The sequence below is a fragment of the Rhodocytophaga rosea genome (genome assembly GCF_010119975.1).
Taxonomy (GTDB): domain Bacteria; phylum Bacteroidota; class Bacteroidia; order Cytophagales; family 172606-1; genus Rhodocytophaga; species Rhodocytophaga rosea.
Map to the genome: position 1 here is coordinate 2,882,886 of NZ_CP048222.1, position 26,292 is coordinate 2,909,177.

The 26,292-nt window shown below is 39.4% G+C and carries 29 protein-coding genes; 16 read left to right on the forward strand and 13 right to left on the reverse strand.

The genetic code is table 11. The annotated features are described in order from the left end of the window. Window positions 1-32: 32 nt before the first annotated feature. Window positions 33-773, reverse strand: coding sequence for a hypothetical protein (locus GXP67_RS12025; RefSeq protein WP_162443344.1), 741 nt, complete (start codon window positions 771-773; stop codon window positions 33-35). A 57-nt stretch (window positions 774-830) separates the two neighbouring features. Next, window positions 831-2,213 carry a hypothetical protein gene (locus GXP67_RS12030; protein WP_162443345.1) on the reverse strand — a complete coding sequence of 461 codons (1,383 nt, stop codon included), beginning with the start codon at window positions 2,211-2,213 and terminating at the stop codon, window positions 831-833. Between the two features lie 350 nt (window positions 2,214-2,563). On the opposite strand from GXP67_RS12030, the gene GXP67_RS12035 reads away from it, so the two are divergent. After that, window positions 2,564-2,770 (forward strand): hypothetical protein, encoded by a 207-nt coding sequence (locus GXP67_RS12035; RefSeq protein ID WP_162443346.1) that lies wholly within the window; start codon window positions 2,564-2,566, stop codon window positions 2,768-2,770. Between the two features lie 74 nt (window positions 2,771-2,844). Here the strand turns inward: GXP67_RS12035 and GXP67_RS12040 are convergent, their stop codons facing one another. Further along, window positions 2,845-4,998 (reverse strand): PAS domain-containing sensor histidine kinase, encoded by a 2,154-nt coding sequence (locus tag GXP67_RS12040; protein ID WP_162443347.1) that lies wholly within the window; start codon window positions 4,996-4,998, stop codon window positions 2,845-2,847. 904 nt (window positions 4,999-5,902) lie between these two features. On the opposite strand from GXP67_RS12040, the gene GXP67_RS37015 reads away from it, so the two are divergent. The 4 genes from GXP67_RS37015 (at window position 5,903) to GXP67_RS12055 (ending at window position 8,030) form a co-directional block, all read left to right on the forward strand. Beyond that, window positions 5,903-6,349: a helix-turn-helix domain-containing protein gene (locus GXP67_RS37015; RefSeq protein ID WP_197901598.1), complete on the forward strand. Its 447-nt coding sequence runs from the start codon at window positions 5,903-5,905 to the stop codon at window positions 6,347-6,349. A 5-nt stretch (window positions 6,350-6,354) separates the two neighbouring features. Then, window positions 6,355-7,011 (forward strand): IS630 family transposase, encoded by a 657-nt coding sequence (locus GXP67_RS37020; protein WP_197901712.1) that lies wholly within the window; start codon window positions 6,355-6,357, stop codon window positions 7,009-7,011. A gap of 321 nt (window positions 7,012-7,332) precedes the next feature. Further along, a complete protein-coding gene (locus GXP67_RS12050) occupies window positions 7,333-7,617 on the forward strand; it encodes a response regulator (RefSeq protein ID WP_162443348.1) in 285 nt (94 codons plus the stop codon). After that, window positions 7,614-8,030, forward strand: coding sequence for a response regulator (locus GXP67_RS12055; RefSeq protein ID WP_162443349.1), 417 nt, complete (start codon window positions 7,614-7,616; stop codon window positions 8,028-8,030). Before GXP67_RS12050 ends, GXP67_RS12055 begins: the two co-directional genes overlap by 4 nt. Before the next feature lie 195 nt (window positions 8,031-8,225). Here the strand turns inward: GXP67_RS12055 and GXP67_RS12060 are convergent, their stop codons facing one another. Both GXP67_RS12060 and GXP67_RS12065 read right to left on the reverse strand, forming a co-directional pair. Further along, window positions 8,226-8,912, reverse strand: coding sequence for an HAD family hydrolase (locus GXP67_RS12060; protein WP_162443350.1), 687 nt, complete (start codon window positions 8,910-8,912; stop codon window positions 8,226-8,228). Window positions 8,913-9,119: 207 nt separating this feature from the next. Further along, window positions 9,120-10,016, reverse strand: coding sequence for a helix-turn-helix domain-containing protein (locus GXP67_RS12065; protein WP_162443351.1), 897 nt, complete (start codon window positions 10,014-10,016; stop codon window positions 9,120-9,122). Window positions 10,017-10,171: 155 nt separating this feature from the next. Here GXP67_RS12065 and GXP67_RS12070 point away from each other — a divergent pair, with 155 nt between their 5' ends. From GXP67_RS12070 to GXP67_RS12110, 9 genes are all read left to right on the forward strand, one after another. Continuing rightward, window positions 10,172-10,933, forward strand: coding sequence for a glucose 1-dehydrogenase (locus tag GXP67_RS12070; RefSeq protein ID WP_162443352.1), 762 nt, complete (start codon window positions 10,172-10,174; stop codon window positions 10,931-10,933). Window positions 10,934-11,387: 454 nt separating this feature from the next. Then, a complete protein-coding gene (locus GXP67_RS12075) occupies window positions 11,388-11,819 on the forward strand; it encodes a helix-turn-helix domain-containing protein (RefSeq protein WP_162443353.1) in 432 nt (143 codons plus the stop codon). A 5-nt stretch (window positions 11,820-11,824) separates the two neighbouring features. After that, window positions 11,825-12,433: an IS630 family transposase gene (locus tag GXP67_RS12080; protein WP_232064508.1), complete on the forward strand. Its 609-nt coding sequence runs from the start codon at window positions 11,825-11,827 to the stop codon at window positions 12,431-12,433. 288 nt (window positions 12,434-12,721) lie between these two features. Beyond that, window positions 12,722-13,504, forward strand: a complete 783-nt coding sequence (locus tag GXP67_RS12085; RefSeq protein ID WP_232065181.1) for a helix-turn-helix domain-containing protein — start codon at window positions 12,722-12,724, stop codon at window positions 13,502-13,504. 105 nt (window positions 13,505-13,609) lie between these two features. Next, complete coding sequence (locus GXP67_RS12090; RefSeq protein WP_162443355.1) at window positions 13,610-14,599, forward strand: aldo/keto reductase; 990 nt, start codon at window positions 13,610-13,612, stop codon at window positions 14,597-14,599. Between the two features lie 46 nt (window positions 14,600-14,645). Further along, entirely contained in the window at window positions 14,646-15,314 is a 669-nt protein-coding gene (locus GXP67_RS12095) for a carboxymuconolactone decarboxylase family protein (protein ID WP_162443356.1), read from the forward strand. 852 nt (window positions 15,315-16,166) lie between these two features. After that, window positions 16,167-16,379 carry a formyl transferase gene (locus tag GXP67_RS12100; RefSeq protein ID WP_162443357.1) on the forward strand — a complete coding sequence of 71 codons (213 nt, stop codon included), beginning with the start codon at window positions 16,167-16,169 and terminating at the stop codon, window positions 16,377-16,379. Between the two features lie 62 nt (window positions 16,380-16,441). Then, the gene (locus tag GXP67_RS12105; protein WP_162441440.1) at window positions 16,442-16,732 is read left to right on the forward strand and encodes a transposase; all 291 of its coding nucleotides are present in this window, start codon (window positions 16,442-16,444) and stop codon (window positions 16,730-16,732) included. Next, window positions 16,732-17,553, forward strand: a complete 822-nt coding sequence (locus GXP67_RS12110) for an IS3 family transposase (RefSeq protein WP_162441441.1) — start codon at window positions 16,732-16,734, stop codon at window positions 17,551-17,553. Before GXP67_RS12105 ends, GXP67_RS12110 begins: the two co-directional genes overlap by 1 nt. Window positions 17,554-17,942: 389 nt before the next feature. Here the strand turns inward: GXP67_RS12110 and GXP67_RS12115 are convergent, their stop codons facing one another. Genes GXP67_RS12115 through GXP67_RS12135 form a run of 5 tightly spaced genes read right to left on the reverse strand, consistent with a single transcriptional unit; the run spans window position 17,943 to window position 20,495 of the window. Beyond that, the gene (locus GXP67_RS12115) at window positions 17,943-18,275 is read right to left on the reverse strand and encodes a hypothetical protein (protein ID WP_162443358.1); all 333 of its coding nucleotides are present in this window, start codon (window positions 18,273-18,275) and stop codon (window positions 17,943-17,945) included. A gap of 35 nt (window positions 18,276-18,310) precedes the next feature. After that, complete coding sequence (locus GXP67_RS12120; RefSeq protein ID WP_162443359.1) at window positions 18,311-18,754, reverse strand: hypothetical protein; 444 nt, start codon at window positions 18,752-18,754, stop codon at window positions 18,311-18,313. A gap of 48 nt (window positions 18,755-18,802) precedes the next feature. After that, the gene (locus GXP67_RS12125) at window positions 18,803-19,459 is read right to left on the reverse strand and encodes an IS630 family transposase (protein WP_162442048.1); all 657 of its coding nucleotides are present in this window, start codon (window positions 19,457-19,459) and stop codon (window positions 18,803-18,805) included. Between the two features lie 5 nt (window positions 19,460-19,464). Then, complete coding sequence (locus GXP67_RS12130) at window positions 19,465-19,947, reverse strand: helix-turn-helix domain-containing protein (protein WP_197901563.1); 483 nt, start codon at window positions 19,945-19,947, stop codon at window positions 19,465-19,467. Window positions 19,948-19,955: 8 nt separating this feature from the next. Further along, window positions 19,956-20,495 carry a hypothetical protein gene (locus GXP67_RS12135; RefSeq protein WP_162443360.1) on the reverse strand — a complete coding sequence of 180 codons (540 nt, stop codon included), beginning with the start codon at window positions 20,493-20,495 and terminating at the stop codon, window positions 19,956-19,958. Window positions 20,496-21,044: 549 nt separating this feature from the next. On the opposite strand from GXP67_RS12135, the gene GXP67_RS12140 reads away from it, so the two are divergent. Next, window positions 21,045-22,844 carry a TrkH family potassium uptake protein gene (locus GXP67_RS12140; protein ID WP_162443361.1) on the forward strand — a complete coding sequence of 600 codons (1,800 nt, stop codon included), beginning with the start codon at window positions 21,045-21,047 and terminating at the stop codon, window positions 22,842-22,844. A gap of 492 nt (window positions 22,845-23,336) precedes the next feature. Here GXP67_RS12140 and GXP67_RS12145 read toward each other — a convergent pair whose 3' ends face one another. Further along, entirely contained in the window at window positions 23,337-24,104 is a 768-nt protein-coding gene (locus GXP67_RS12145) for an IS5 family transposase (RefSeq protein ID WP_162441854.1), read from the reverse strand. A gap of 95 nt (window positions 24,105-24,199) precedes the next feature. Here GXP67_RS12145 and GXP67_RS12150 point away from each other — a divergent pair, with 95 nt between their 5' ends. Further along, window positions 24,200-24,562 carry a VOC family protein gene (locus tag GXP67_RS12150; protein ID WP_162443362.1) on the forward strand — a complete coding sequence of 121 codons (363 nt, stop codon included), beginning with the start codon at window positions 24,200-24,202 and terminating at the stop codon, window positions 24,560-24,562. Between the two features lie 341 nt (window positions 24,563-24,903). Here GXP67_RS12150 and GXP67_RS12155 read toward each other — a convergent pair whose 3' ends face one another. Together GXP67_RS12155 and GXP67_RS12160 are read right to left on the reverse strand one after the other, a co-directional pair. Then, window positions 24,904-25,254, reverse strand: a complete 351-nt coding sequence (locus GXP67_RS12155; protein ID WP_162443363.1) for a hypothetical protein — start codon at window positions 25,252-25,254, stop codon at window positions 24,904-24,906. Between the two features lie 362 nt (window positions 25,255-25,616). Continuing rightward, window positions 25,617-26,171: a Crp/Fnr family transcriptional regulator gene (locus tag GXP67_RS12160; RefSeq protein ID WP_162443364.1), complete on the reverse strand. Its 555-nt coding sequence runs from the start codon at window positions 26,169-26,171 to the stop codon at window positions 25,617-25,619. Between the last annotated feature and the right edge of the window lie 121 nt (window positions 26,172-26,292).

Sequence of the window (26,292 nt, forward strand, 5' to 3'; positions counted from 1 at the left end):
TATTATAGACTTGCTGAAAAAATGTATTCGAATTATTTCAATACTACCTCCCCTGTCAACCCATCCAACAATATGGTTACCCCTTTCTCTAAATGCAGTGTAACTAGTTTTCCATTTTTTAACTTAATTGTTCGCTCTCCTCCTTCTTTAGTATGAAGAAGAATTAATCCTGAATGGGCATAGGTAAAGTCGTTTTGCTCATTATAGATGTGGCAACCGGCTTTGCGAAAAATTTCACGAAAGCCTTCTGTCCCATTCAGTGGTAAAGCACAAAACACAGAAGTATACGCTTTGAGTTGTTTGCGGGCAATAATAGGCTTACTAGAGGGCTGTAGCGTGGCTAAAGGCTCAACAGTGTTGTCATTGATCACTACCAACGGGTCGACTGATTCTTTAAACCCATAGCTGTAAGCTGGTTGGAGAAACTCCACGGATGGAGCTTGAGGGAGATTTATCCGCTCAAGCCTCATCCCTGTTAATGCTTTTACAAAATCCAGGTCTAAGCGCTCTCCGTTGGTATACCCTGACAGGTAATTCCAGACCAGCGTACGGCCCTTGCCTGCTACCTTTTGGAGAATAAATTTTCTCTGGCTGTCTGTCAGTTTATACACATTCATAAATACGACAGCCTTATATTGATCTAGATTCACTCTCTCCAGGTCAAAATCATACACATGGTCACCTATGACACCGGTTCGCATGGCTTGCTCAGTGGAGTGATCGAGCACATTGATGAAAATAGGTAAGGGAGTAGATTTCAGATAGTAAAACACATCCTGGCTCCAAACATACAGTACATCAGCTTCTGACTAGTAAGTCACCTGCAGCCTTTAATCAAAAAAAGCTTTCTGCCTTTGAAATTCTGCCAGGTAAGCAGGATGATCCCACCAACCATAGCCTTTTTGAAGGCCAAAATCATACAGCCAGAACCCTATTCCCCGCAAGAGTGGCAGCAAAGTAGACCGTCGTATAATGTTTGCATATACCGGGTCATAGCGTTCTTTATAGCGGATGTTGTCATACTCTGTTGAGGCATGCAAGTAGCCATTGTCAATTTCATCCATAAAGAGTTTTTCATGCAGAAGGGTGGATTCAATGACCGCTCTTGAATTTCCAGACCCTCCTGCTTTGCGGCTTTCTCCCCAATAAGTTTGAGGAGCTGATAGATAATCAACATAGGGACTCTCTAAAATTTGTTTCACAAATAAGTGACCTCCTACGGTTTGCCGGTTAAAGGTCATATGCAGGTAGCCGTAGAAAATCCCTGTAATAAGTGGCCTGGGCCAATGCTGTTTAACTAGCCGGCAAAAATACTCCACATCTTCTGCCACGACTTGTTGTTGGGCGGTAAAATAATCAATCGTACGTTGCTCCTGAAGCGGATCTTTGAAAAATCCATCCTGGGTTTGGAGGCGCTCCGACACACCGGGTACCGTAGCATTTTCAAGCGTAAAAGCTTTCGTCTTCCATGCTTTTTGCAGATTTAGAGTAGTGCTATATTTGGCTTTGAGCCAACTTTGGAAATAACCACTCATAGCCGGGCCTGTATCAGGATCATGGTCAATAAAACCCCAGTAATGCCATTCTCCATAAATGCCTCCGGCAATGTGCATACCGATCAGCGCGTTACCTTCAGCAGTTTTTGAGAGACGCTGACAAAGTTCTTTGAGTTTCTCCCCGGCTTGCTTCCTCCATTTTAGGGAAGCCAGGCTTGCCCGCAGGGAGCGGTTGATATCATATTCCTCATTATGGTGGGGAGGGCCTGCCTGAAGGGTGGTATCGATTGGTCCGTCGGCAAACTGAGTACATTCTTCCAAATTGGCTTTATTCCACCAAAACGGGGCATTGACATGCACCCGGATCACAACTCCAGCATCGGGACACTCATTTAGCACACCTCGCACCTGGCGCTGTACTTTGGCTATATCGAGTGTATCTGTATGGGTATACCAGATATCTTCCAGATATACATCTACCTGAAAGAGGCGGAAGCCAATCTGGCAAAAGTTGCGGATGTTGCGCGAGGGTACCTCCTCCCAGGACCATCGTCCTCCATAGGCATGGGTCAGGGCATACATAGCAGATGTCTGAGGTTGATCATTAACAAAGAGGGTGGGGCGGCCATTAAAAGACTTAATTTGGGCAGATTTAGGTGATTGGCAAAAGAGTAGTTGGGGCAGATGAAGTAGGAGGAGAAAGAATACATGTTTCATATAGGTGGAATTCTATCAACAGGTTTTTAAAGTATATAGTCTTAGTTTTAAATTATCTGCTCTTTTATTAACCATCATTTTTCCCAACTTATTTATAGGAAGGGTACATTGGTAGCAAATGCCATTCGCAGCAGGTCTTATCCGGTTATAGATGGACAAAAAATATTTAACAATGTTAATATGCTCTCTTATTCCAAGATAGTTTCAAAAAGGGGGAATTAAAGTCAGAATTTAATGTTTTGTTGAATTAATTATCTGCTCATTGTTAATATAGTTCTGCACCCAGTCTGCTTTGTCTAGAAATTTCTTATCTTGAATACAAAAGATCTATCACAGTAAACGTATAGTGTATGTCCACAGCTTATCAAATTGTACACGAGGAAGAGATTGAGCATAAAAATGAATATTACGAACTCCATCTGATAAAAAATAGCCAACAGCAGCGTATCTTTTTTTCTACTAACCAAGAAAACTTAGAGCAGACGGCTCGTCAAATAATTGATGATATGGGGATACAAGTTGAAAAATGGCATATCATCCCTCATTCAAAACATTAAGAAAGGCTAGTTCAATATTTAGTTTCTGGAAGTCTCAAAATACGGAGAATTAAATTAACAGCCCCTTATAACCATTATTCCTTGTAGGGTAAGTAGATCGTAAATGCTGTTCCTCTATTTAGTTTGCTTTCTACCCCAATTTTCCCTCCTGCATTTTCTACAATCCTTTTTACGATATAGAGTCCGATACCCGTGCCCTCCACATGGGTGTGAAAGCGTTTAAACATAGTAAAAAGCTTTTGAAGATTGTTCTCACTTATCCCTATGCCATTATCTTTGACTTCTATCATTACATAGTCCTCTCGTTTTTGGGTGACAATTGTAATTTGAGGCCTTCTTTCCGGGGAAGCATATTTAACGGCATTAGATAACAGGTTATAGAAGATGCTTTGCAAATTTTTCCTGGCAAACCTAAACTCATCTATTTCTATATTTTTGTCTATATGCACAGGGGTAGCTTCCAGCAGTTTAGTTAGATCTAGTTCAACTTCATCTATAACTCTTTGTATAGAAATGGTTTCCACCTCTTCCCCTCCTTTTTGTACTTTCGCTATTTGGGTTAAGCTCGCAATCGTAGATTTTAATCTATCTATTGAGGCTGCTATCATAGATAACATCCTATGCTGCTCCTCATCCAACAGGAATTTTGCCGTAAGTTTTTTGATAAGGGCTAGCATTAAGCCTTCAATATTGGCTATGGGTGCCTTCAGATCATGGGAAGCTGTATAGATGAAGTTATCTAAATCGGTATTGATTCTTGTAAGCGCTTGATTACTTGCCTCTAGCTTTTGGTTGCTTTCCAGCACGGCTTGATTGGCTTCTAAAAGTTCTTCATTGCTCGCTAGAAGTTCTTCGCTAGCTGAATGGAGTTCTTCATTGGAAGCAGCTAGTTCCTGTGTCGTAGTTTGCAACGCCTGCTCTACGGTTTTGAGCTCATCAATGTCTGTAGCGGTACCTACCCACAAGAGAATGTGGTTGTTTTCATCTTTAATGGGCATAACCTGCGTAAGGTGCCAGCGGTAAGAGCCATCCCTGTGCCGATACCGGTTCTCTGCCCTATAGGACATTGCTTCCCTTCTTCCGGCAGTTCTACGGGCTATAACAAGAGATAAATCATCCGGATGTAAGGCTTGCTGCCAGCCCAATCCCAGACTTTGCTCTTGAGTAAGTCCTGTGTAGTCATACCACCGTTTATTGAAAAAATTGATAGTAAATTCCTCAGCAGGGGATGTCCAGGTAAGTTGTGGGATAGATTCCAGTAGCAAAGCGAGCCGCACTGAGGCCTGACTTGCCTCTTGTTCTGCTTTTTTACGCTCGCTTATATTGGTAGCCAGCAGGTAAAAGCCTATTACTTGTTTGTTCTCCCATCGGGGAATGAAGCGGAAATGTACATAGCGGGATTCCACCGGCTTATAATTCATTTGTGTTTCAAAGGAGAGGATTTGCCCTGCCAATACCTGCTTTATTTTTTCATGTACTGCCCCATAGGCTTCTTGGCCTGCTATTTCCCTCAGGGTTTTGCCAATAATGGCACTGCGCTCCATATTGAACCACTGCTCATAGGCTTGATTGGTAAAGCGGTAGGTTTCCTCCTTGTCCACATAAGAGATGAGTACAGGTAAGGCGTCGGTGATTAAACGCAGCTCTTTTTCACTTGAAGCCAGCGCTGCTGTTCTTTCTTCCACCTTTCTTTCTAGAGTCGTATTAGTTTCCTGGAGGATTTCCTGCATGCGCAATAATTCTTCATTTGCTTGCTGCAGCTGTGTATGTTTGTCGAGGAGTTCCTGCTCGATTTGCTTGCGCCTGGTCACATCCCGGATGATAGCAGTAAAAAAAACGCCCTCCTGCTGCCAAAAAGAAAGAGAAAGCTCCATAGGAAAAACTTCTCCTCCTTTCCTCAAACCTTCAACTTCAATGGTACGCCCTATCAATTTACCCACCCGGGTAGCCACAAAGCGGTCCATGCCTCTCTGATGGGCCTCTCTGTATTGGCTAGGTATGAGTACAGAAAGATTGCTGCTAATGAGTTCTTGCTGGGAGTACCCAAAGATTTGAGTAGCTTTTTCATTGCAAAAAAGAATGGTAGAATCTGCATCAGCAATAAGAATGGCATCACTAGCGGTTTGAGCAATGGAAGACAGGATTTGTTGAGAGACTTCTGTAGGCTTTGTTTTTCTGCCCCTGGTAAGGAGGCCATCAAAGAAGTTCTTTAAGATAGTATTCATCATCAAATAGATTAGCTGGTCTGAAAAGGCTCATTTCCACTATGATGGAAAGAAATTAGTCAACGAAAGTAGAGATTTGTTGAAATAAAGCAAGAGTTACCCATCGTTTTCTCTAAGGAAGCTTACCGGTAACTAGCCTAGCTAGCTTGGAAGAACAACACTACATCAGAGGCCCTTACAGTAACATGGATTGATTTGCAAGCTGTGACCAATACATGAAAGTGCTCACCTCTATCATCATTACTGATAATAGAGGTGAGTTGAAAGAGGCCGTTCAAGTTACTTCTCTTTAACTTCATATATGTGTTTAGCTACGCTGCTGGAATCGCTTTTAAGTTACTATTCATTTTTTCGAAGCAAGTCCAGTTTAACCTCCTCTTCTATACTATATTCACACGTTTTGCTCTGTTGGGAAGGCCAGCACTGCCCTTACCTTTCTAGAAAATGAACCCTTTCCCTCTCTGATTTTGCTAAACATCAATATGCCTCTTTAAGGTGGGATTTTATAAACCCATAGGCAGCCTTACCCACTTTTGCTAGCACAGCCTGCAAGATAGTGATACTCACTTCTTCCATCCATCAAATAGACCAATAGAAATCAAAAGCTTATCAAGTGATAGCCCCTTTTACTATCAAACCTTTACCAAACAACAAATGGTAGACAAACTGCTGCCCTTACTATAAAACTGAAATGCTTTCAGTAGCTAGCAGGCAACATAAAAATTATTAAAACATTTAGTGATCAAAATGGCTTGATGTAAATGGCGATGGGCAAATAGATAGCCCTTTGAGAGGATAAGATTGTTGTCGATCTTGCCAAAGAAGTAATCATTGTAATCAATAGGCTTACTAGTAGTGCATAAAGTTTAAGTTGTCTTGTTGTTTGTGTATCTTGGTCAGAAAAGCCATGACTCTTTATCGACTTACCCTCAGCCAGCAAGAAAGAGATACATTAACCGATTGGCTCAGTAAAGGCAGCCGAAAGGCTAAAGATATTCAGAAAGCCTATGTACTGTTGGCAAGCGATGAGACTACGGGCAGGGAAAGTGAAACAGAGTTAGCTGCTCATTATAAGCTATCTACTAAAAGTGTAGAAAGAATCAGAAAGGCATTCTGTGAGCAAGGTATGGCTATGTTTGACAAGAAGCAGAGAAAAACCAGGAGTGATAAAAAGATAGATGGGAAGGTAGAAGCGCATCTACTGGCTTTAGTCTGCAGTGAGCCGCCACAAGGTCAGTCAAAGTGGAAACTGCAGATGCTGGCAGACAAATTAGTGGAATTGCAGGTGATTGACTCAATTTCTCATACGAGTGTGGCAGGGATATTAAAAAAAATGAGATTAAGCCTTGGCTAAGGCCCATGTGGGTGATTCCACCCAAACAAAACGCAGGCTTTGTGTATGGAATGGAAAAAGTGATCTCAGTCTATGAAAGATTATTCAATGAAAAGCAGCCGGTTGTCACTTTAGATGAATCACCCAAACAACTCATCGAAAGTAAACACTTTATTGGCAGGGATGGGAAGAAGTATCAGGACAGTATTTATACAAGACAGGGTGTAAGGGATATTTACATGGTCTTTGAGCCTTTAGCCGGTAAGCGGTTTTGTTTTGTGGAAGAAAATCACAACCGCTTTACCTGGGTAAAGATTGTCAGTCACCTGCTGGATACTACTTATAAGGAATGTGAGAAGATTACTTTAGTAGAGGATAACTTGTCAGCTCATAAGCCAAGTGCTTTTTACGAAGTCTATGAGCCTGAAAAAGCAAAAGCCTATCTAGACAGGGTAGAGTTTGTTTTTACACCTGCTCATGGCAGCTGGCTGAATATGGCAGAAATAGAGTTATCTGTACTGCAAAGGGATTGCCTTGACAGGCATATAGCTACCCAAGCAGAATTAACAAGAGAGGTAAAAGCCTGGCAGGAAAACAGAAATGCAAAAGCAGTGAAAGCTAATTGGCATTTCGCCAATCAAGATGCCAGAGTTAAACTCAAAAAACTCTACCCGACTATTTAAAATTTATGTACTACTAGCAAATAAGCAGATATGTAGATAAAAAATAGAAAAAGGAAACTAAACGGGTTATTACTATATCCTTTTCCATATCATATCTTTTCTAAACAGCCTTTGCCTATCAGAGAGTAGAGCGCAGAAATTGTGTAGGAAATATTGATTGAAAAAAGCAACTTACGGTAGTAGAAGATGATAGTAGAAAAAGAATTTGAAAACATGATCGTGGTAGATGATAATGAAGTGGAAATTTTCATTTCAAAGGTAGTCTGATCTAACTCTATCTATAACAAAGAGATCCATTGGGTAGGCAATGGGCAGCAAGCCATGGATTTTCTTGTTTCTCACTGCTTAAGGCAAGAAACTGGCTTTTGTCCGGCCCTTGTGCTGTTAGACCTGAACATGCCTATCATGAATGGGTTTGAGTTTTTAGAAGCTTTTCGCCAGCAGCCTCCCTTACAGCAGGCCGGGGTTACCATCATTGTTGTTTCTTCTTCTCTTCAAGAAGAGGATAATCGCAGGGTAGCCAACTATGGAGTTGCCGGTTTTATTGAAAAGCCCTTAACAAAAGAAAAACTAAAAGCAATATTGAGTGAAGCAAACATGCCATGAAAAAAGTAGCACATATATTAATTATTGATGATGATTATATAACCACTTTCTTGACAAAGTCTATGCTGGAACAACTGCAGGTGGCCCAGCAGATTCACCTCTGCTATGATGGGCAAGCAGCCCTGGACTTTTTAGAGACAAACTATGAACTAGCCCATGGGGGGACTGCTTTCTTTCCGGAAGTGATCCTACTTGACCTCAATATGCCTACCTTGGATGGATTTGAATTCTTAAAAGCCTATGAGCAAAAATATGGGTCAATCACAGAAAAGGTATCCATTTATATTATTACCACCTCTTCCCATCCTAAAGATATAGCCAGATCAGAATTATTTAGGGTAGCAGGTTTTCTAAACAAGCCTATTACAGAAGAAAAACTAAAAGATATCTTTATGGCCAATCACTTTCAATAATGAGTTGTAAAACAGGGAGAGCGGTCTGATCCTGATATAGATTAACAACAATACTATCAAATTGTTAGTTGCTCATTTGCCTCAGCAATGAAGTATCAAGAAAGGGGCGAATAATATTACTTAGCAATGCAAATACAACTCAAAAGATATTATAGCTAGGATTCTTTATGGCCTTATTAAAGCAAGCAAAACACCTTATGGAAGGGATAAGTGTTGTAAATCAAATATGGAGGAGATTACTCTGCAGTCTTCACGAGGGGTTAAAGTCATATCAATCAATATAGGATGTAAACCTGCCTTGCGGGCTCCTACCACATCAATGGAATAGATATCCCCTACATAATAACAGTTTCTTGCAGGTAAGCCAAGCCTTTGACAAGCAAGCAGAAATATCTGCGGATCTGGCTTTTCTACCCCTACCACATGAGAATCGATTATAAAATCCAGATAAGGGGCAAGGCCATATTGAGCCGCTTTGGCTGCTGCCCTTCCATCTGAATTAGAAATCATGGCTAATTTATAGGTTTTTTGTAAAGTGTCTAGCAAAGCAAGGGTGCCCTCCAGCAGATAATTCCAGAAATTGACAGTTTGGTGGCGGGGTAAGATCACCTGCTGGACAAGTTCTTCAATTTTTTCACTTTCCTGCAAGTCCTCTACCTGCAACTCTTCAAGTAAATACTTGATATAGACAGGTACTCTGCTCGCATCAGTGGTAGCTTGCCTATAGGTATCTATTCGATTGCTAGCCTTGGATAAGGCTAATAGAAATTGATTTTGGGTGATGGCTTGCCCGCCTTGTTTGAGTATAGTTTGCAGAAAGGGAAAATCAGGATACAAAAGTGTGCCTCCTAAATCAAAAATAATAGCTTGACTACGATGCATATGAGGATGGAGCTAAAGCTTTAGGTATGTAGTTATACTATTTATAGTTTTCAACTACAACTAGACAAGTCTACAAAAAAGTAGCTTATATCAAAAGGCTCGCTTGGGTTATAATATTCGCCCCTTTCGAGTAACCATCAGCTATTGTAATGATTTTTCTTTTTGCTACCTGTCCGAAAACCTGTGGGCTTGACAACTATCAAATAGTCAATTTAAACTCCTATACTCGTTAGGAGTGTAGCCTACCTGCGCTTTAAATAAGCGGGTGAAATGCGAGGGATAGGTAAAGCCCAGTTCATAGGCAATCTCACTGATGGTTTTGCCATCATCAAATAGTTTTTCTTTTGCCGTATCTATTAGCTTCAGCTGGATATATTCTAGCGGCGTTTTTCCAGTCTCTTTTTTTAATAGGTCGCCAAAGTAGTTAGCCGACAGGTTGAGTTCATCGGCAAAATATTTTACTGTCGGTAAACCAATCGTTTGGGGTTTATCAGAGGTCAGATAGCTATTCAACAAGCTTTCAAAGCGCTCTAAAATGCCTAGGTTTACTGTCTCACGGGTAATGAACTGACGGTCATAGAACCGTACACAGTAGGTAAGCAGCAGTTCAAGATTGGCCACAATCACCCTTTTACTGTGTTTGTCAATAACCCGTTTAGTTTCCTTTTCAATGTTGGCAAAGCAGTCCTTAATGATCTTCTGTTCCTCCTTTGAGAGATGCAAGCCTTCGTTGACCTTGTAACTAAAGAAGGTATACTCATGAAAATGCCGAGCAAGGGTAGTACCGCGAATCAGATCAGGATGAAAAACCAGTATCAGTCCCTGAGGTTGGTGCCACTCCTCGTCCCCTTCTATATGTAGCACCTGCCCAGGTGAAAAAAACACCAGCGTCCCTTCCCCTAAGTCATAGTAGCCTTTTCCATAACGCAGGTCGCCAACCTTAATCCCTTTTAAACTAATGGCATAAATGCCTATGTGCATATGCTTGATCTGATTGGGCTTTGCTTTAGACAAATCCAGGACACTAATCAGCGGATGGTAAGTGGGATGATTACCAAAAACATTGTAGGTACTCACGCTGTCAAAATGGATGCTCTGTTCCATAACCTGTTGAATTAGTTGATTCAAAAGTACACATTTTCATCGCTTACAGAGCGTAAGCCGGTCATCATCTGTAAAAATGGTAAACATCTGAGTAAAATGTATAAGTTATCTGTATGCCGGTCCTTCTAGTTTTGCAGAGATAAATTAAAGAGCATATGGAAATTCTATTCACTAATAAAGTGGCCCTAGTTACCGGTGCCGGATCAGGCCTTGGACTGGGTACGGCTAAAGCTTTTGCCGCGGCTGGTGCAAAGGTGGCCCTGGCAGACATAGATGAAGGGGCCGTAAAGAGGGCAGCCCATGAACTTACCGCAGCAGGCCATAAAGCCATCGCCATTCGTTGCGATGTAAGCAAGGAGGCTGAGGTTGAAGCGATGGTGGAAAAGACCATTGCTACCCTGGGCAGCTTGGATGTAGCCTATAACAATGCAGGCATACAGGCGCCGGTAGCCGAGACAGCAGATGCCTTAGGTGAGGATTTCGACCGAGCCATAGCCGTTAACCTCAAGGGTGTATGGAACTGCCTGAAGTACGAATTGCGCCATATGCGCGAAAAGGGAAGTGGTGCTATCGTGAATTGCTCCTCACAAGGCGGCCTTGTGGGTACGGCCAATTTAGGTGCTTATGTGGCAGCCAAACATGGTGTGCTTGGTCTGACCAAATCTTCTGCCTTAGAGTATGCAGCCAGAGGCATTCGGATCAATGCGATTTGCCCTGGTGTAATCGAAACGCCGATGGTTTCTAAAGCAATAGCGGATGCACCCGAGCATATGGAGGCCATCATCAAAGCGGTACCGATTCAAAGAGTGGGCAAGGAAGAGGAAATCGCCGCAACCGTTCTTTGGCTTTGCAGCCCGCTTGCTGGCTTTATGGTCGGACAGGCTGTTGCTCCGGATGGAGGTTTTACTGCGGCCTAGTTACCGTTTGGGATATCTTTCTACGAAATGGTCTTCTCCCCAAATAGGTTGACGTTTTAAACAGTTTGTTTTTGTAGAATAATCCCCTACCAGAAAATTGTTAAGCACTATTAGTAGAGTGAAAAAATAAAAAGATACTCCCATTTCGAGTAGCTCATCTTTTTTTAACTTAAGTGAGGCTTGTCTTTTACTAATAAAAAAGACAAGCCTCACTTAAGTTAAAATAGTTCAATGACGACAGAGATGAATAATTTTTTGAAAGAAGTGAGGGAAGCATTTATTCTCTTTTCATCAGAAGATAGCTATAAAATTATTCATCAAAACACAAGTCCGTACGGGACTCGAAAAACAATTGTAAATCAAATAATTGCAAAATATATTTATTTATAGTATCAAATAGATAAGTAAGAGTACACAATTAAGTATAAGATTTTGGCAAATTGTATCTTTGCTTATGCGTTATATCAAGGAGATTACAGACAAGCAAAAACAAGACTTAGAGAAGATTCATAAAGATAGTAAAAGTTATCAGGAACGTAACCGTTGCCAATGTATACTGTTATCCAATCAAGGCTATCAAGTACAGAAGTTAGCAAGCATTTTTCAAGTAAGTCAGTTAAGTATTTATAAGTGGTTTGATCGCTTTGAGAAAACAGGTGTGGTAGGGTTAAAGAACCAAAAAGGGAAAGGCAGAAAACCCATCCTTACTACCAGTAATGCTACCCATGTTGAAGTAGTGGAAAATAGCATAGAGAAAGAAAAACAACAACTTAAATTAGCTAAGCGAGAGATAGAAGCTAAATTAGGCACGGCTATGAGTGAGATGACCTTGAAGCGGTTTTTAAAAAAATTGACTACCGATGGAAACGTTTCCGTAAATGGATAAAGCCATTGCAAAACAAAGAAGCATATGAGCAGAAAGTCAAGCGATTACATGCTTTGCTTTATTTGGCACAGACAGGCAGTATAGATTTATATTTTGGAGACGAATCAGGGTTTTGCCTTACCCCTTGTGTACCTTATGGATGGATCAAAAAAGGCGAACACGCCCCTATTTTATCCCAAAGAAGTACAAGGATAAATGTATTTGGCTTGTTAAGTACAAATAATGAGTTGCTTACTTATCAGAAAAGTGGGAGTCTAAACGCTGACTTTATCATTGAATGTGTAGAGGCCTTCTCAACATCTATTTCCAAGTTTACTGTCATAGTCTTAGACAACGCCTCCTGGCATACATGTGGCCTATGGGAAGTCAAAAAAGAAGAATGGGAACAGAAAGGATTATACATCTTTTTGCTGCCTAAGTATAGTCCTCATCTTAACAGGATCGAACGATTTTGGAAGCAGGTGAAATATCATTGGCTCAAAGCCGAAGACTATCTGTCTGTAGAAGCGCTTAAGGAGGCACTTTATACCATCTTTTCAGGATTGGGTACTTACTTTAAACTTGATTTTAAAAAACTTGAAGTAGATGAAAATATTATACTTAATTGTGTTTAATTACTTAACAAGAAATAAAGAATATGTAAAATACATATCTTATTTCTTTAATTAATTCCTGAAAAGACGTTACACTATCCCTGTAAAAATTATAGTCACCATCAAAAAAGGGTGTAGCTTATTACTGATCTGACAGGGAAACCTCATTTTCATTGCAGTATCTACACAAAGGCTGATTGATTTTCTTACCTTTGTGCCATGAAAGATAAGATCGATACTCGTTTTCACCATCCCAATGCAGTCGACTTAAAACTCAAAGGCTTTAATGTCCACCAAATAGAGAGCACGGTGAGTAAGCTTCCTACCTATAGACGGAGGGACTTTTATAAAATCACTTTGGCTACCAGCCATATGATCATTCATTATGCAGACCAGGGAATTGAAGTGGATGGCAGCTTCTTATTTTTTTCCAACCCCCATGTCCCTTATTCGGTAGAGTTGCTCTCGGAGAAGAATATAGGCTATGGCTGTTGGTTTACAGAAGCATTTTTAAAAAAGAGCGAACGCTTAGAAAGTCTGCAAGAATCACCTTTATTCAAGATCGGTGGCACCCCTGTTTTAACCATCAACAGCGAGCAAAAAGAGTTTATCGAATCGCTTTTCAAAAAGATGCTCTCTGAGCAAAACACCGATTATCTTTTTAAGGACGAACTGATTCGTAACTATATCCATCTGATTATTCACGAGGCATTAAAAGTGCAGCCTTCTGATCACTTTGTCAAACACAAAACGGCATCCTCCCGCCTTACCGCTTTGTTTCTAGAGCTACTGGAACGGCAATTCCCCATTGAAAGTCCTCAACAACCTCTGCAATTACGAACGCCATCTAATTATGCCAACAGACTCTGCGTTTCTATTAACCATTTAAACCGTTCGGTAAAAGAAATTACTGGTAAGCCTACCACTACTCATATTACTGAGCGGGTCATTAGCGAGGCAAAAGCACTCTTGCAACATACCGATTGGAGTATTGCCGAGGTGGCTTACGCCCTTGGTTTTGACTATACGACCTACTTCAATAACTATTTTAAACGGGTGACAGGAACGATCCCTAAGTCATTTAGAGCCTGATTGATTGAATTTCTTACTTTTCTGCTTGATATTCATTAGTAGCAGGCCTCTTTGTTTGCCTACCTTTGCAGTGTATTTAAATCAATCACTTAAAAAGAATATACCATGAAAAAGCGCACACTTGGAAATAGTAATCTGGAAGTCTCAGCGATCGGTCTGGGCTGCATGGGGATGAGCTTTGGCTACGGTCCGGCTCAGGACAAAAACGAAATGATTAAACTGATTCAGGCCGCAGTTGAAAAGGGGGTTACTTTTTTTGACACAGCAGAAGTGTATGGACCCTATACCAATGAGCAGCTATTGGGCGAAGCCCTTGCTCCCCTGCGCCATCAGGTGGTGATTGCCACTAAATTCCTGTACGAATTTGGTCCCAACGGAGAAAATTTAGGTATGAACTGCAGACCAGAGCACATCAAAAAGTCGATTGAAGGCTCTCTGAAACGCCTCAGAACCGATGTAATTGATCTCTACTACCAACACCGGGTTGATCCTGCTGTACCCATTGAAGACGTTGCAGGCACAGTAAAAGATTTGATTGGAGAAGGTAAAGTAAAGCATTTCGGGCTTTCTGAAGCCGGCGCACAAACTATACGGCGTGCTCATGCTGTTCAAGCGGTAACTGCCTTGCAAAGTGAATACTCGCTTTGGACAAGAACCCCTGAAAAAGAAATTATTCCTACACTGGAGGAACTAGGTATTGGATTCGTGCCTTTTAGTCCATTGGGTAAAGGTTTTCTAACAGGTAAAATTGACACTAGTACAGCATTTGCCAGTACAGATATACGCAGTACCCTTCCAAGATTTGAACAGGCAGCCCGTGAAGCCAACCAGGCTATGGTTGAACTACTCACAAGAATTGGTCAAGGGAAACAAGCAACGCCTGCCCAGATAGCTTTGGCCTGGCTGCTGGCACAAAAACCGTGGATAGCACCCATTCCGGGAACAACCAAGCTGCACCGCCTAGAGGAAAACATAGGCGCAGCCAATATAGAACTCACCCCTGACGATCTTAGTCAAATAGAGGAAGCCGCTTCAAAGATTACCATACAGGGAGCCCGTTACACGGAAGCCATGGAAAAACAGACTGGTCGTTAGGAATTTCTAATCACTTCAAACAGATAGACCACAACCGTTCTCTAACATGGAAACTCCTATAGCACTTACTGACAGGCAACAAAAGTTTGTTAAAATTTCCGCTTTTACCAGCAAAGGCGCTTGGGTAGAATTGGAAAAAGAAATGAACGCTGCACTCGATAGCGGCTTAGCTGTCAATGAGATAAAAGAAATTTTGGTATACCTATATGCGTATTGCGGCTTTGGTAGAAGTATCCACGGCACCAATACGTTAATAGGCGTAGTCAAGGACCGGGAAGCAAAAGGAATAAAAGATAAACAAGGCAGGGAGGCAACTCCTGTGACTGATAAGAAGAGTAAATACGAGCGAGGCGAAAAAGTGCAGCAAATCATTACTGGCATGAACGCGGAGCAGCTTAAAAACGGATTCGCTGTTTTTAGTCCAAGGATTGATTTGTTTCTGAAAGAACATTTATTTACTGATATCTTTGGCAGTGATGTTCACACTTACGCAGAACGTGAGACAGTTACCATTTCGTCTTTGTTCACGACAGAAGAACCATTTGCACAGGGGCATGTAAATTCCGGCTTTAATGTAGGTCTAACTGAAGCTCAACTGAGAAGCATAGTTAAACTGATCGAAATCAATATTGGGGAAAAACACGGACAGTTCGCCCGTGAGATACTCGACAGGGTAATCGGTTTTCGTTCAATATCTTATCCGGCTATAAATTAAAAAAACCTCTCTTTGATTTTATCTGATCTGCATTCCAATAGTTGTCGTACTCATTCGATTTATCTTTATCGCTCAAGCGCCAGACTATAGTAGAAACTACGCCATTTTGTTTAAAAATCGCAATGATTGATTTGAATTTAGTTAGAAAAACGCTCGTAAATCAAATTCCTTGCCATGTTAAAAAGCTTTAATCATTAGTAGTTTAATTCCCCGAGGCTCTGCCTCGGAAATACGGGTCCAGGCTTCTACCCTGGGGTATATACCATTGATTTTCTTTTACTAGGTAAAATGGATTGAATCAGAGTACTGCCCTTATACCTTTTTGACAAGTTAATTGATAATGATTAAAAAGGGCCTTGTCTTGATATAGGTTGACAAGCAAATGAAACTCCCTCTTCGGCTACACCTGTCAGGCTCCCTTATTTTGGAAACTTATATAAAAATAAACTAAAGAAAAGATACTGAAGAAAGATTACTTAGGTATTTTCAGCAAATGGAAAGTTAAATTAACTTCCCCTTTCTTGAAACTAAGATATTCCAGAAAGCTACTTAACTTTTGCCCGGTTTATTATTGCAAGTCCAAAAGATGGTATAACAGCAAAAGAAGATATGCTGCTTTAGGTAATAAAGTCCAGAACAGTATCAAACTTTTTAATGGAAAATAGATAGTATGGCTGCCTGAAAAATCCTCCAGTAATTGCTGCAATTCCATACCTAATACTAAATCTGGTGTAAATTTATTGTTCACCTACAGTTTTTCAATTGTTCAGCTTACTTAAGTTCTGCTGAAAGGTATAAATTAAACTATTTTTGACAGCTTTCTATTACATTTAATTTAAGCGGTAACTTTACATGAAGCATGGCCAATTAAAAGAAAACAGACCTTTTTTCAAGCGGTCTGTGTTAAAAAGTAATCCTGATATTACTTATTCTATCCTGCAACCAGTGAAGAAACCTACCTGTTTTATTATTGGAGAAAGTTCATTATTAATTGAATCTGCCAGAAGGTTAATAAAAACCCATTATCAGATAAAAGGAATTATATCTGATGATGTAGCTGTATAATACCTCGGTAAAATCAGACCACGCGTTAAAGTGAAAAGCAATACAAATTAAACGTGGAAAAGATGAAAAAAACGAGGAGAAAATTTACAGCTGCTTTCAAGGCGAAAGTGGCATTGGAAGCGCTTAAAGAGCGGGAAACATTAGCGGCTTTGTCGGCCCGCTTTGAGGTACACGCCAACCAGATATCGCTGTGGAAGCAGGAATTTTTAACTAATTCGGAGCTGGTATTCTCTTCCACAGAAGGGAAAGAAAAAGAAGAGCAGGTAAACTTAGATGCGCTTTATGCTAAGATTGGGCAACTGGAGATGGAACGCGACTTTTTAAAAAAAAGCTTGAAGAAGACCGGACTGTAATGGAGCGTAAATCACTGGTTAGTCCTCAAGCAAAGCTTAGCCTTCGCCAGCAATGCCGTTTACTTTCTATCAGCCGGGCCTCTTTCTATTATGAGCCTAAACAAGAGAATGCAGATAATTTAGGAATGATGCAGCTCATGGATGCCCATATATTAGAAGAACCAACGGCCGGAGTGCTGACAATGCAGTCGATGCTGGAGGAAAAGGGTTATAAAGCAGGTTACGAGCGGATAAGAAGATTGATGCGGCTGGCTAACATCCGGCCTATCTACCCCCGAAAGCAACTGACGCAGTTAGGGGACAAAAAGTATATCTATCCTTATTTGCTCAGGAACTTAAAAGTAGAGCGGGCAAACCAGGTATGGGCTATAGATATTACCTATGTTGCGATGGCTAAAGGGTTTATGTATTTGACGGCTGTGATAGATGTGTATAGCCGCTATATTGTGGGCTGGGGCTTGTCTAATACATTGGATGCTGAGGCTAGCTTGCAGGTGTTGAAAGCAGCGGTAGCTGAGCATGGTAAGCCCGGGATTGTCAACAGCGACCAGGGTAGCCAGTTTACCTGTAAAGAGTATGTAGAATATTTAAAAAGTGAATCTATCCGTATCAGTATGGATGGCAAAGGCAGGGCACTGGATAATATATTTATAGAAAGGTTTTGGCGGACCATTAAATACCAGCATATTTACCTGAACCCGGCCACTGATGGCATCTCCCTCTACCAGGGCATCAGTGGCTGGATGGAGAAATACAATCAAAGGCCACACCAGGGAATTGACCGAAACAAGCCCATTAATCTTTATAAAATGGCAGCTTAATTCAACTAAGAAAACAAGAAAAGTGGTCTAAACTAATCGAGGTATTATAAACCTTAGAGAAATATTTTGATAAATATTTCTCTAAGTAAGATGCTATTTGTTGCTGTCATGTCATACGACATGATTTTATCTCAATATAAAATACTCTACTTTTATTCTGATTTAAAGTTAAAAGGAAAATTTTCTTGAATTGCTGTAATTAGAAGGAAGATAATCCGCGTTAAAAAAATAACAGATGTGCAACACCCACGGGCAATTATGTTAACTAAAACTCTTTTACTTCTAATCTATCTGATTTAAAGTAAGAGATCATCTTTAGTTTTAAAATATACTTTCAATATTAAAAAGCTTAATATCGCATGAATTTCTTATTTGAGAGCATCCTTGATTTATTTTACCTTATAAAAATCTTTAGGATAAACTATCTTAACAGATAATGTATGCTTTGTCTGATAGTGCAATAGAAAGGATTGAGAATTTCTTTGCATAAAATCAAAGCTTTTAATGTCTTTTATATCCGGCACAAGCCCATTTAAATTATAGGAATGTACTTGAATATTTTGCAAATCAGATAGCTGGATCATACTTATTTTGCAATGTTCTTTTTTAATATAGTCTCTGTAAAAAAAACTTTCCCGATTTGTTTGTCTACCAACAGCAGCAAATCTGTAGTCAAATACCTGGTAATCTTGTATAGTATTGACTGCTTTTAATTCTCCCAAATCAACAGGAATAGTTCTCAGGGTTTGGGGCTTTTCTATTTTTTTACCTGCTGTAACATTCCCTTTGTATCAAAATCATATAGCAGCATATCCATCACCTTATAGCTGGTAAGTTGAGGATTGATGAAAGGAGCGACTCCAACCATAGAGTAAACTAATCCTGACCCAATTAAGGCGGCTATGTCTGCCCCATTAAATACTTTTTTAAAGCTTTCAGCCAGAACTATATAGCCCTTTTCTGTCTTTTTGATAGACTGCAAAATGGCTTTTTCTGTGCTTTGCTCATTTATCCAGGAAGCCTCTATACCTCCTTTTATATACCCTTGCTTAACTTCTTGTTGCCAGCTATTAAAAGTCTCAAAGTTTACTTGTCCGCTAGGTGTATAACTGGAAAGAAAGATACCATCGCAGTGAGAATCTTTCAATAAATTCCCTTTCACATATAAACCTGCTACCAGTATATTTTCTCCCTCCACCATGAAAGTTGTTGGCGTTTTAATTACTTGATTACTAGTAGTCTATAAACATTAAATAGTCGGGTATAGTTTTTTGAGTTTAACCCTGGCATCTTGATTGGTGAACTGCCAATTAGCTTTTACTGCTTTGTTATTTCTGCTCTCCTGCCAGGCGCTTAGCTGTTTTATTAACTCATCCTCTGTGGCAATGTGCCTGTCAAGGCAATCTCTTTGTAACACTGATAGCTCTATTTCTGCCATATTGAGCCAACTGCCATGAGCCGGGGTAAAGATAAACTCTATCCTGTCTAAATACGCTTTAGCTTTCTCAGGTTGATAAAGTTCATAAAAAGCACTTGGTTTGTGAGCCGACAAGTTATCCTCTACTAAAGTGATTTTCTCGCATGCTTTGTAAGTAGTATCCAACAACCGGCTTAGAATCTTTACCCAGGTGAAACGGTTGTGGTTTTGCTCCACAAAACAATATCGTTTACCGGCTAATGGCTCAAAGACCATATAGATATCACGCACTCCATGTCTTGTATAGATACTGTCCTGATACTGTTTTCCATCTTTGCCTATGAAGTGTTTGCTTTCAATAAGTTGTTTGGGTGATTCATCCAAAGTGACCAGCAGCTGCTTTTCATCATATGGCCTTTCATAGACTGAAATCACTTTTTCCATTTGATAAACAAACCCTGCATTTTGTTTAGGGGGGATCACCCACATGGGCCTCAGCCAAGGCTTAAGCTCATTTTTTTTAACAGGCTTGCCACACTCGTATGGGAAATGGAGTCAATCACCTTGAGTTCTACTAATCTGTCTGCCAGCAGTTGCAGTTTCCATTTTGCCTGTCCTTGAGGCGGCTCACTACAGACTAATGCCAGCAGATGCGCTTCTACCTTCCCATCTATCTTTTTGTCGCTTCTTAATTTTCTTGTTTTCTTATCAAACATGCCCATGCCCTGCTCACAAAAACACTTACGGATACGCTCCACACTTCTGGTAGATAATTTATAAGTTTCTGCCAACTCAGTCTCACTTTGCCTGCCTGTTGTTTCATCGCTGGCTAACAGCACATAGGCTTTTTGAATATCTTTGGCCTTTCGGCTGCCTTTATTTATCCAACTACTTAAGATCCTTCTTTCTTCAGCACTGAGGGTAATTCGATAAATGACCATGGCTTTTTTGATCAAATTACCTAATTTACCTGACATCTTATATTTTATGAACTACTAGTTAGGTTTTTTTCTAGTAGAGTCTTACCTGTTTTTTCATCAAGTACTAGTAAACTTCCCTGGTAGTTTTTAGAACCAGCCCTTATTTGCTTAAAAATAAATATTTTATCACCTATCTTTTCCAGCTTATCAATCGTAACTGGATCTTTTTCCTGCTTGAACTGCCTTTCCCAAAGCGTGTTGTATTGAAAATCGAGCTTAGTAATAATTATATCCTTCCACTGTTTCTCTGAACGGCTGATAATAAAGAAACCATCTGGAGAGCTAAAAGCAATTAAACTAGGAATCTGCATTGCTTTTTTTACTTCAATCTCTTTTCTATTCACCTGCTGTCCTAGGGAATCCATGGTGAGAAAGACTGTTTTATTGTTGACAGCAGAGAAAAATGATACAATTTTAAGATTTCCGGCTGAAACACTTCCATTAAATACTGGTTGCCAAGGCAGTAAAATAATCTTATTGCTTTGGTCCTTACATAAGGAATCATAAAGTATAAAATTTGCTTCTCCCCTTTGATACTGATCCATATTTATGATCTCGGCCACCATGAAGCTACCATTGTGTAAAGGGAGAATTTGGTATTGAGCAGTCTTATTTAAATTTATACTATTGGACTGCGCTTGTAGATCTTTTAAGAAGGTAAAACAGCAGATTAGACAAAAAAAAGGAAGGAACTTATGTTTCATGTGCCAAGCAATTCAATAAGAGAAAATAAGACTAAACCTACTGGTTATTCGACTCTTTTTTCTACTCATTTCTACATCTTCATGACATCGCTTAGATATGTTTATAAATTGATGTAAACTGGATACCGAATCACGAAAGAGGATATAGGAAAGAATGAATTATTGGGATGAAATAGTTGAGTTATATTTTTCGCCCCTTTCCTAAAACTGTTGAGATAGGTTTCTTAAACTGCGCTCTTTTTTACACTCCATTTTTGAGCCAGAAATCATACTTTCTTTTGAATCTATGTTACACATCCTGTCGACACAGAATAGAAGAAAATTACCATATACTTTTAAAAAAATCATTTTAATTTACAAAACTTAAGCATACAGTTGATTTTTTAATACATGTTGACAGTCGAACAACTCAATAGGTCTTTGTACAACAGTAGGAACAAGGTAGAATACCTGTTAAACCTGTTGACCTACCTGAATTCTTTATTTGCTATCAGTTTACTCATTTATCAATATGGGTTTCACTTAACCCTTGAAGCCATTTCAAGAATTTACACTCTACTAAATGGAGTAGTGATTTTATTTATTATTATTTATTTAATCAGGCTCTTGTATGCCTTCCAGAGAAAGGCTTTTCTACTATACACTCTGCCAAAGACTGTCTTATTATTACTCTTACTGATAAATGGATTTGCCCCTTTCTTTTTCAATGAATCGATTCTATTTAGTTTAGCTCAAGTCTTTGGATTTAACAACTACTTAGCTTTTTACCAGCTAACCTCAAGTCTCTGCATTGTCTTACTGGTAGGCATAGAAATTTCCGCTGTAAATATCCGCATCAGCACTACCAGGCTTAAACCTACGGTGACTTTCATTAGCAGTTTTCTTTTGGTTATCAGCCTGGGCACAGGCTTTTTAATGTTGCCTGCTATGACTAACACCGCTCAATCCATGCCTTTTCTAGAGGCCTTGTTCACAGCTACTAGTGCTACCTGTGTCACCGGTCTTATGGTGGTAGATCAGGCTACTTATCTTACTTTTAAAGGACATCTGGTGATTCTATGCCTGATTCAGATAGGCGGTATTGGCATGGTCACTTTTGCTACCTTTGTTACTATTTTTTTGAGGCAAACCGTAGGGATCAAGCATCAGTCTAATATGCAGGACTTGCTCAGTACTGAGTCCTTGCTTTCTGCCCAGGGATTGCTCAGGCAAATCATCTTTCTCACCTTGCTCATTGAGACTGTAGGTAGTATTGTCCTCTTTTTCTGTTGGGGAGATTCTGTACATTTTGATAGCCTTACTCAAAAAGTATTTTTTTCTATCTTTCATTCGGTTTCAGCTTTTTGTAGTGCAGGCTTTAGTTTATACACCAATGGGCTGTATGAATTACCTGTGCAGAAAGCCTATATTTTACATCTGGTCATTGCCCTTCTGATGATTTTAGGCAGCTTAGGTTTTTCATCATTGATGGATCTGTTTTCGATCACTTCACTCAGAGAGCGGCTTGAAAAACCATGGAAAGATTGGAAACTGAATACGAAAATAGCTGTATATACTACTATAGTATTCATTATTTTTGGTACGGCAGGGTTCTATTTTTTAGAAAGAAATAATGCCTTAGCGCCTTTGAATGGGGTAGAGGCTATTATCGCTTCCTTCTTTCAATCGGCTACCCGCACGACAGGCTTCAATACAGTTGATATTACCCGCCTCTCAGATCCCACCCTTATTATGCTCATGTTTCTCATGTTTGTAGGGGCTTCTCCGGGTTCCACAGGAGGAGGCATCAAAACAACTACTTTTTTTGTCATCGCTGTTTCGGTGATTTCTTCTATCCGCGGCAAGAGAGTAATAACTTTCGGAAAAAGAACCATCCCTACTCCTTTGCTTTTTAGAGCTTATACCGTGATTACCTTTGCGGCTGCTTACAACTTAATAGCAACCTTTGTTCTATCTGTCAGTGAGCCAGATCTTGCCATTTTAAATGTATTCTTCGAACAGGTATCTGCCTTTGCTACCGTTGGATTAACTACCGGGATTACGCCGCAGTTGTCAACTGTAGGAAAAGTAGTGCTGATGATCTCAATGTTTTTGGGCCGGATAGGAACGCTTACCCTAGCTCTTGCCATCAGCAGACAGGTAATCAGTAATGCATATCGCTATCCCAATGCGCACGTCATGGTAGGATAGATAGAAAATAGCAGGTAGCTATAAGCAGTGTTGAGTTATATTTATAACTCTATAGGAGTGCTTTCTACCAAAGGTAATGTTAACTTTTATGAGCATAACAATATTGATCTTCCCTTAATAAAATCAATACTAAATTAAAATAAGTATGTTGTAGTTAAATAAGGGTAATCAATTGGTTGCCAACATGATACCAATAATTAATAATAAACAACCAACAACGATTTAGTATAAGTTGAGAACTGACAGGCTACACCTGAATTGGTAATCAGAGTTAAATGAAAAGGATTAGTTAAAATATACTCCCCTTTCTTGAAACCAATAAACAACAAAGAAATTTTCTTCTTACCCTATGTGCGAAAAAGAGAGAGCCTGACAAGTGAGAGCTAGCATGAAGTGATTTCTTGATTGTAATCAAGCACGAGAAGTAAAAACAAATGACATCTTTGTGAACAGATATGTCATCAAAATCAATTAAGAGAACGTTTTGAAATATTATACTGGTTTTCTTTTAAGCAGTGTGTCAATAAAGGCTAATTGTAGCATAGCTTCCGAACTTTCTGTGCTTTTCTCAAAGTCACGGCTCAATCTACGCTTAAAATTGAGCCATCCGTAACTGCGTTCTACCACCCAACGGCCTCCTGCCGGCACAAAGCCCTTTACGCTTTCAGGCTTTTGTACAATTTCTACCTTCCATCCATAGTCTCTTTCTATCTCTTCTACAAAGGTATCTTTGTAGCCATTATCTGCTTTTAGTGTATGTAGGCGGCAAGACTTACCCTTCAGCTTAGCTGCTAACTCATAACCGGCTGTAGTGTCTGACACATGGGCGGCTGTTACATGCACAGCCCAAGGAATACCTAAACAATCCACTGCTAGATGTCTTTTTCTGCCATTCACCTTTTTGTTGCCATCTATGCCCTTGTCTTGGGAAGTAAACTGTACAATCTTTACACTTTGACTATCAATAGCTAACACGCTTGGCAAGGCTTGTCGGCCTGCTTTTTTTCTTTCTCTGATTGCTAAAAAAGCCAACAGCTCTTCGATGATGCCTCGCTTCTTCCACTGCCTGTAATGGTAATAAATGGTTTGCCAGGGTGGGTATTTACTTTCCATGTTGCGCCATTGACTACCTGTAGTAAGTAGCCATAGAATAGCATTAAGAATAACACGTTTGTCATGTTTGATTTTTCTTTGGTTATCTACTACTTCCTTGATAATTTCCCACTCACAATCAGTGAGTTCGAAGAATCTTTCTTGCATAAAACTTTTTGGTTGGACACCACAAGTTTACTCACTGATTCTTTCTTTTACCCTATTTCTATCCTTTCAAAACATTCTCTAAAATAAAATCTATTATGAATTTTGCCAAATTAATTCCTAATGCCTATTATATAGATATTAAAGACGGATTAAAACTATTTGTTGATTGTCTTGAATTTAATATGGAATATGAAGAATTGAAGTCAAAAAATCCGTTTTGTGTACTCGAAAAGAACCAACTACAACTGTACCTGTTTGAAAATAAAGAACTAGCAAAAGAACATAATCCTGAATTTAGACTTGTAACCCATAGTATTGATGAAATCTACAAAAAAGTAAGTTCATCACATCCAGAATTTCTACATCCAAATCTTAATAAAGTCACCCTTCGTCCCTGGGGAGCCAAAGAATTTGCCCTGAGAGACAACCAAGTATGTATCATAATTCAGCAATGGTGAATCACTAAGCAAATATGGAACGCAATAACGAACCGATAACAAAAGCTATAAAATATATGCTGTATACTAGGTTCTTAAAATGTGAATTATGTTTTAAAACAAATATCCAGGTTAAAAAATTATACCCCAATAATGAATCCTCGTAAATGGACAAGAGGGGAAAATGAACTCCAATATCTTTTCCCTTTCGCCTATTTTCTGTTTAATAAAACGAAAGGGCTAATTAATTTGACTACTCTAATCCTAAAGATTGTATTTGATTACTGAACGCATTGGTTTATTTTACCAATAAAGCTTATCAACCCATTAAAAAAGCTTATCCTCGTATTGCCCTTACACGGCTAGTGTTTATTTTTCTTTTGAAAGAATACCGTAGATACTGGCAAAAACAGCAAAACAGCAACTATTATTAAAAATATAATATGTGCAATCATTTGAGATGTTGAATTGAGTGCACCTATATAAACATGGTAAGCCAGCCAGGCAATGGCTAGCCAGCGTGCCCAACATATTCTTAAAAGCAGAAGACTTCCACAAACTATAGCTAAAATTCGCACAAACAGAACCCAAAGTAATTGGGAAACTTGCACATCCGGCTGGTAGAATTCTTGAACATGATAAGTGAATCCAATACTGCCTGCCAGAATAAACAAAATGGAAACAATAAGAATAGGAATAGGTAAATTTTTCATTGTACATATCAGCTGTGTATGTGGATTTTCTTTTCAATGATCCGTGGATACTCGAATAGGTTCTGGATTTATCCTTTCCAGTAACCATACTCATAGTCTTGAGCAGGCTTTGACATGCCTGTCTGGATCACCACTAGAAATAAAGACTTGAGTTGCAAAAAAATAATTTATTATTCCTTATAAGACATTTTATCAGTCAAAATGCTTTCTTGAAAACCCAGGTCGAGGTAAAACTTTCGTGACAGCTCAATGTTTTTAGCTCCGATAAAAGCTCGAATGGCCTTAACTTTAAGTTCCATTTATTGCTTGTAAACTAAAATACAAACCTAATGCTTGGCAAGGCTTTTATCGCTTGATTACAATCAAGAAATGATTTTTCCTTTAGCAAAACTTTCTCTGACTCTACTCATTGTTTCAGGGGTAATTTTTAGATAGGAGGCAATCCATTTAAGTGGAAAGTGTTGGATCAATGCTGCTCTGTTATCCAAGATGTATTGATATTTTTGAGTAGGTGTCAAACGATTATCAAAAAAATAAGCTTGTGCCGTTGCTTGCTGCAATATTTTCCCCAATTGAAGGAAAGCAGCAGATTCACCGATCAGTTCGTGTATAGATGTTATATCTAACTCTAAGATGTTACCTTCACAATAAGCTTTTATAAATCTATCTGATGGTGTTTGAGAAATAAAACTACCTTGATTTAAAAACCACTCATGCGCTACATGCAAATCAAGTACATTTTCTTCTCCTTCATCTGTATATTTATACTGATAAAAAGCACCTGTTAGGCTAAAAAAAAAGGATTTACAGACTTCTCCTTTATTGAGTAAAATTTCATTTTTGGAAACAGGGCGAAATGTAGTTTTACTTTCAAATAGTTTTACATCTGTATGGCTATAAACCCCAGAAATCATCATACCAATAAAAAGAACTATGTTTATGAAGATGTCAATTAAAAATATGACGCACTTTGTTGTCAGCTAATTCGCCAAAACTAACTGATGCCGAAGCTACTTATGTATGCCCGACATAGCAAAG

Excerpts from the sequence above, each read along its gene's own strand:
- GXP67_RS12075 (WP_162443353.1), top strand. The coding sequence starts at position 11,388 with ATGCGTTATATCAAGGAGATTACAGACAAGCAAAAACAAGACTTAGAG.
- GXP67_RS37020 (WP_197901712.1), top strand. The coding sequence starts at position 6,355 with ATGTGGGTGATTCCACCCAAACAAAACGCAGGCTTTGTGTATGGAATG.
- GXP67_RS12105 (WP_162441440.1), top strand. The coding sequence starts at position 16,442 with ATGAAAAAAACGAGGAGAAAATTTACAGCTGCTTTCAAGGCGAAAGTG.
- GXP67_RS12095 (WP_162443356.1), top strand. The coding sequence starts at position 14,646 with ATGGAAACTCCTATAGCACTTACTGACAGGCAACAAAAGTTTGTTAAA.
- GXP67_RS12130 (WP_197901563.1), bottom strand. The coding sequence starts at position 19,947 with ATGTCAGGTAAATTAGGTAATTTGATCAAAAAAGCCATGGTCATTTAT.
- GXP67_RS12150 (WP_162443362.1), top strand. The coding sequence starts at position 24,200 with ATGAATTTTGCCAAATTAATTCCTAATGCCTATTATATAGATATTAAA.
- GXP67_RS12040 (WP_162443347.1), bottom strand. The coding sequence starts at position 4,998 with ATGATGAATACTATCTTAAAGAACTTCTTTGATGGCCTCCTTACCAGG.
- GXP67_RS12125 (WP_162442048.1), bottom strand. The coding sequence starts at position 19,459 with ATGTGGGTGATCCCCCCTAAACAAAATGCAGGGTTTGTTTATCAAATG.
- GXP67_RS12140 (WP_162443361.1), top strand. The coding sequence starts at position 21,045 with ATGTTGACAGTCGAACAACTCAATAGGTCTTTGTACAACAGTAGGAAC.
- GXP67_RS12155 (WP_162443363.1), bottom strand. The coding sequence starts at position 25,254 with ATGAAAAATTTACCTATTCCTATTCTTATTGTTTCCATTTTGTTTATT.
- GXP67_RS12050 (WP_162443348.1), top strand. The coding sequence starts at position 7,333 with ATGGATTTTCTTGTTTCTCACTGCTTAAGGCAAGAAACTGGCTTTTGT.
- GXP67_RS12110 (WP_162441441.1), top strand. The coding sequence starts at position 16,732 with ATGGAGCGTAAATCACTGGTTAGTCCTCAAGCAAAGCTTAGCCTTCGC.
- GXP67_RS12120 (WP_162443359.1), bottom strand. The coding sequence starts at position 18,754 with ATGGTGGAGGGAGAAAATATACTGGTAGCAGGTTTATATGTGAAAGGG.
- GXP67_RS37015 (WP_197901598.1), top strand. The coding sequence starts at position 5,903 with ATGACTCTTTATCGACTTACCCTCAGCCAGCAAGAAAGAGATACATTA.
- GXP67_RS12145 (WP_162441854.1), bottom strand. The coding sequence starts at position 24,104 with ATGCAAGAAAGATTCTTCGAACTCACTGATTGTGAGTGGGAAATTATC.
- GXP67_RS12160 (WP_162443364.1), bottom strand. The coding sequence starts at position 26,171 with ATGATGATTTCTGGGGTTTATAGCCATACAGATGTAAAACTATTTGAA.
- GXP67_RS12030 (WP_162443345.1), bottom strand. The coding sequence starts at position 2,213 with ATGAAACATGTATTCTTTCTCCTCCTACTTCATCTGCCCCAACTACTC.
- GXP67_RS12090 (WP_162443355.1), top strand. The coding sequence starts at position 13,610 with ATGAAAAAGCGCACACTTGGAAATAGTAATCTGGAAGTCTCAGCGATC.
- GXP67_RS12060 (WP_162443350.1), bottom strand. The coding sequence starts at position 8,912 with ATGCATCGTAGTCAAGCTATTATTTTTGATTTAGGAGGCACACTTTTG.
- GXP67_RS12055 (WP_162443349.1), top strand. The coding sequence starts at position 7,614 with ATGAAAAAAGTAGCACATATATTAATTATTGATGATGATTATATAACC.
- GXP67_RS12065 (WP_162443351.1), bottom strand. The coding sequence starts at position 10,016 with ATGGAACAGAGCATCCATTTTGACAGCGTGAGTACCTACAATGTTTTT.
- GXP67_RS12135 (WP_162443360.1), bottom strand. The coding sequence starts at position 20,495 with ATGGATCAGTATCAAAGGGGAGAAGCAAATTTTATACTTTATGATTCC.
- GXP67_RS12035 (WP_162443346.1), top strand. The coding sequence starts at position 2,564 with ATGTCCACAGCTTATCAAATTGTACACGAGGAAGAGATTGAGCATAAA.
- GXP67_RS12100 (WP_162443357.1), top strand. The coding sequence starts at position 16,167 with ATGAAGCATGGCCAATTAAAAGAAAACAGACCTTTTTTCAAGCGGTCT.
- GXP67_RS12070 (WP_162443352.1), top strand. The coding sequence starts at position 10,172 with ATGGAAATTCTATTCACTAATAAAGTGGCCCTAGTTACCGGTGCCGGA.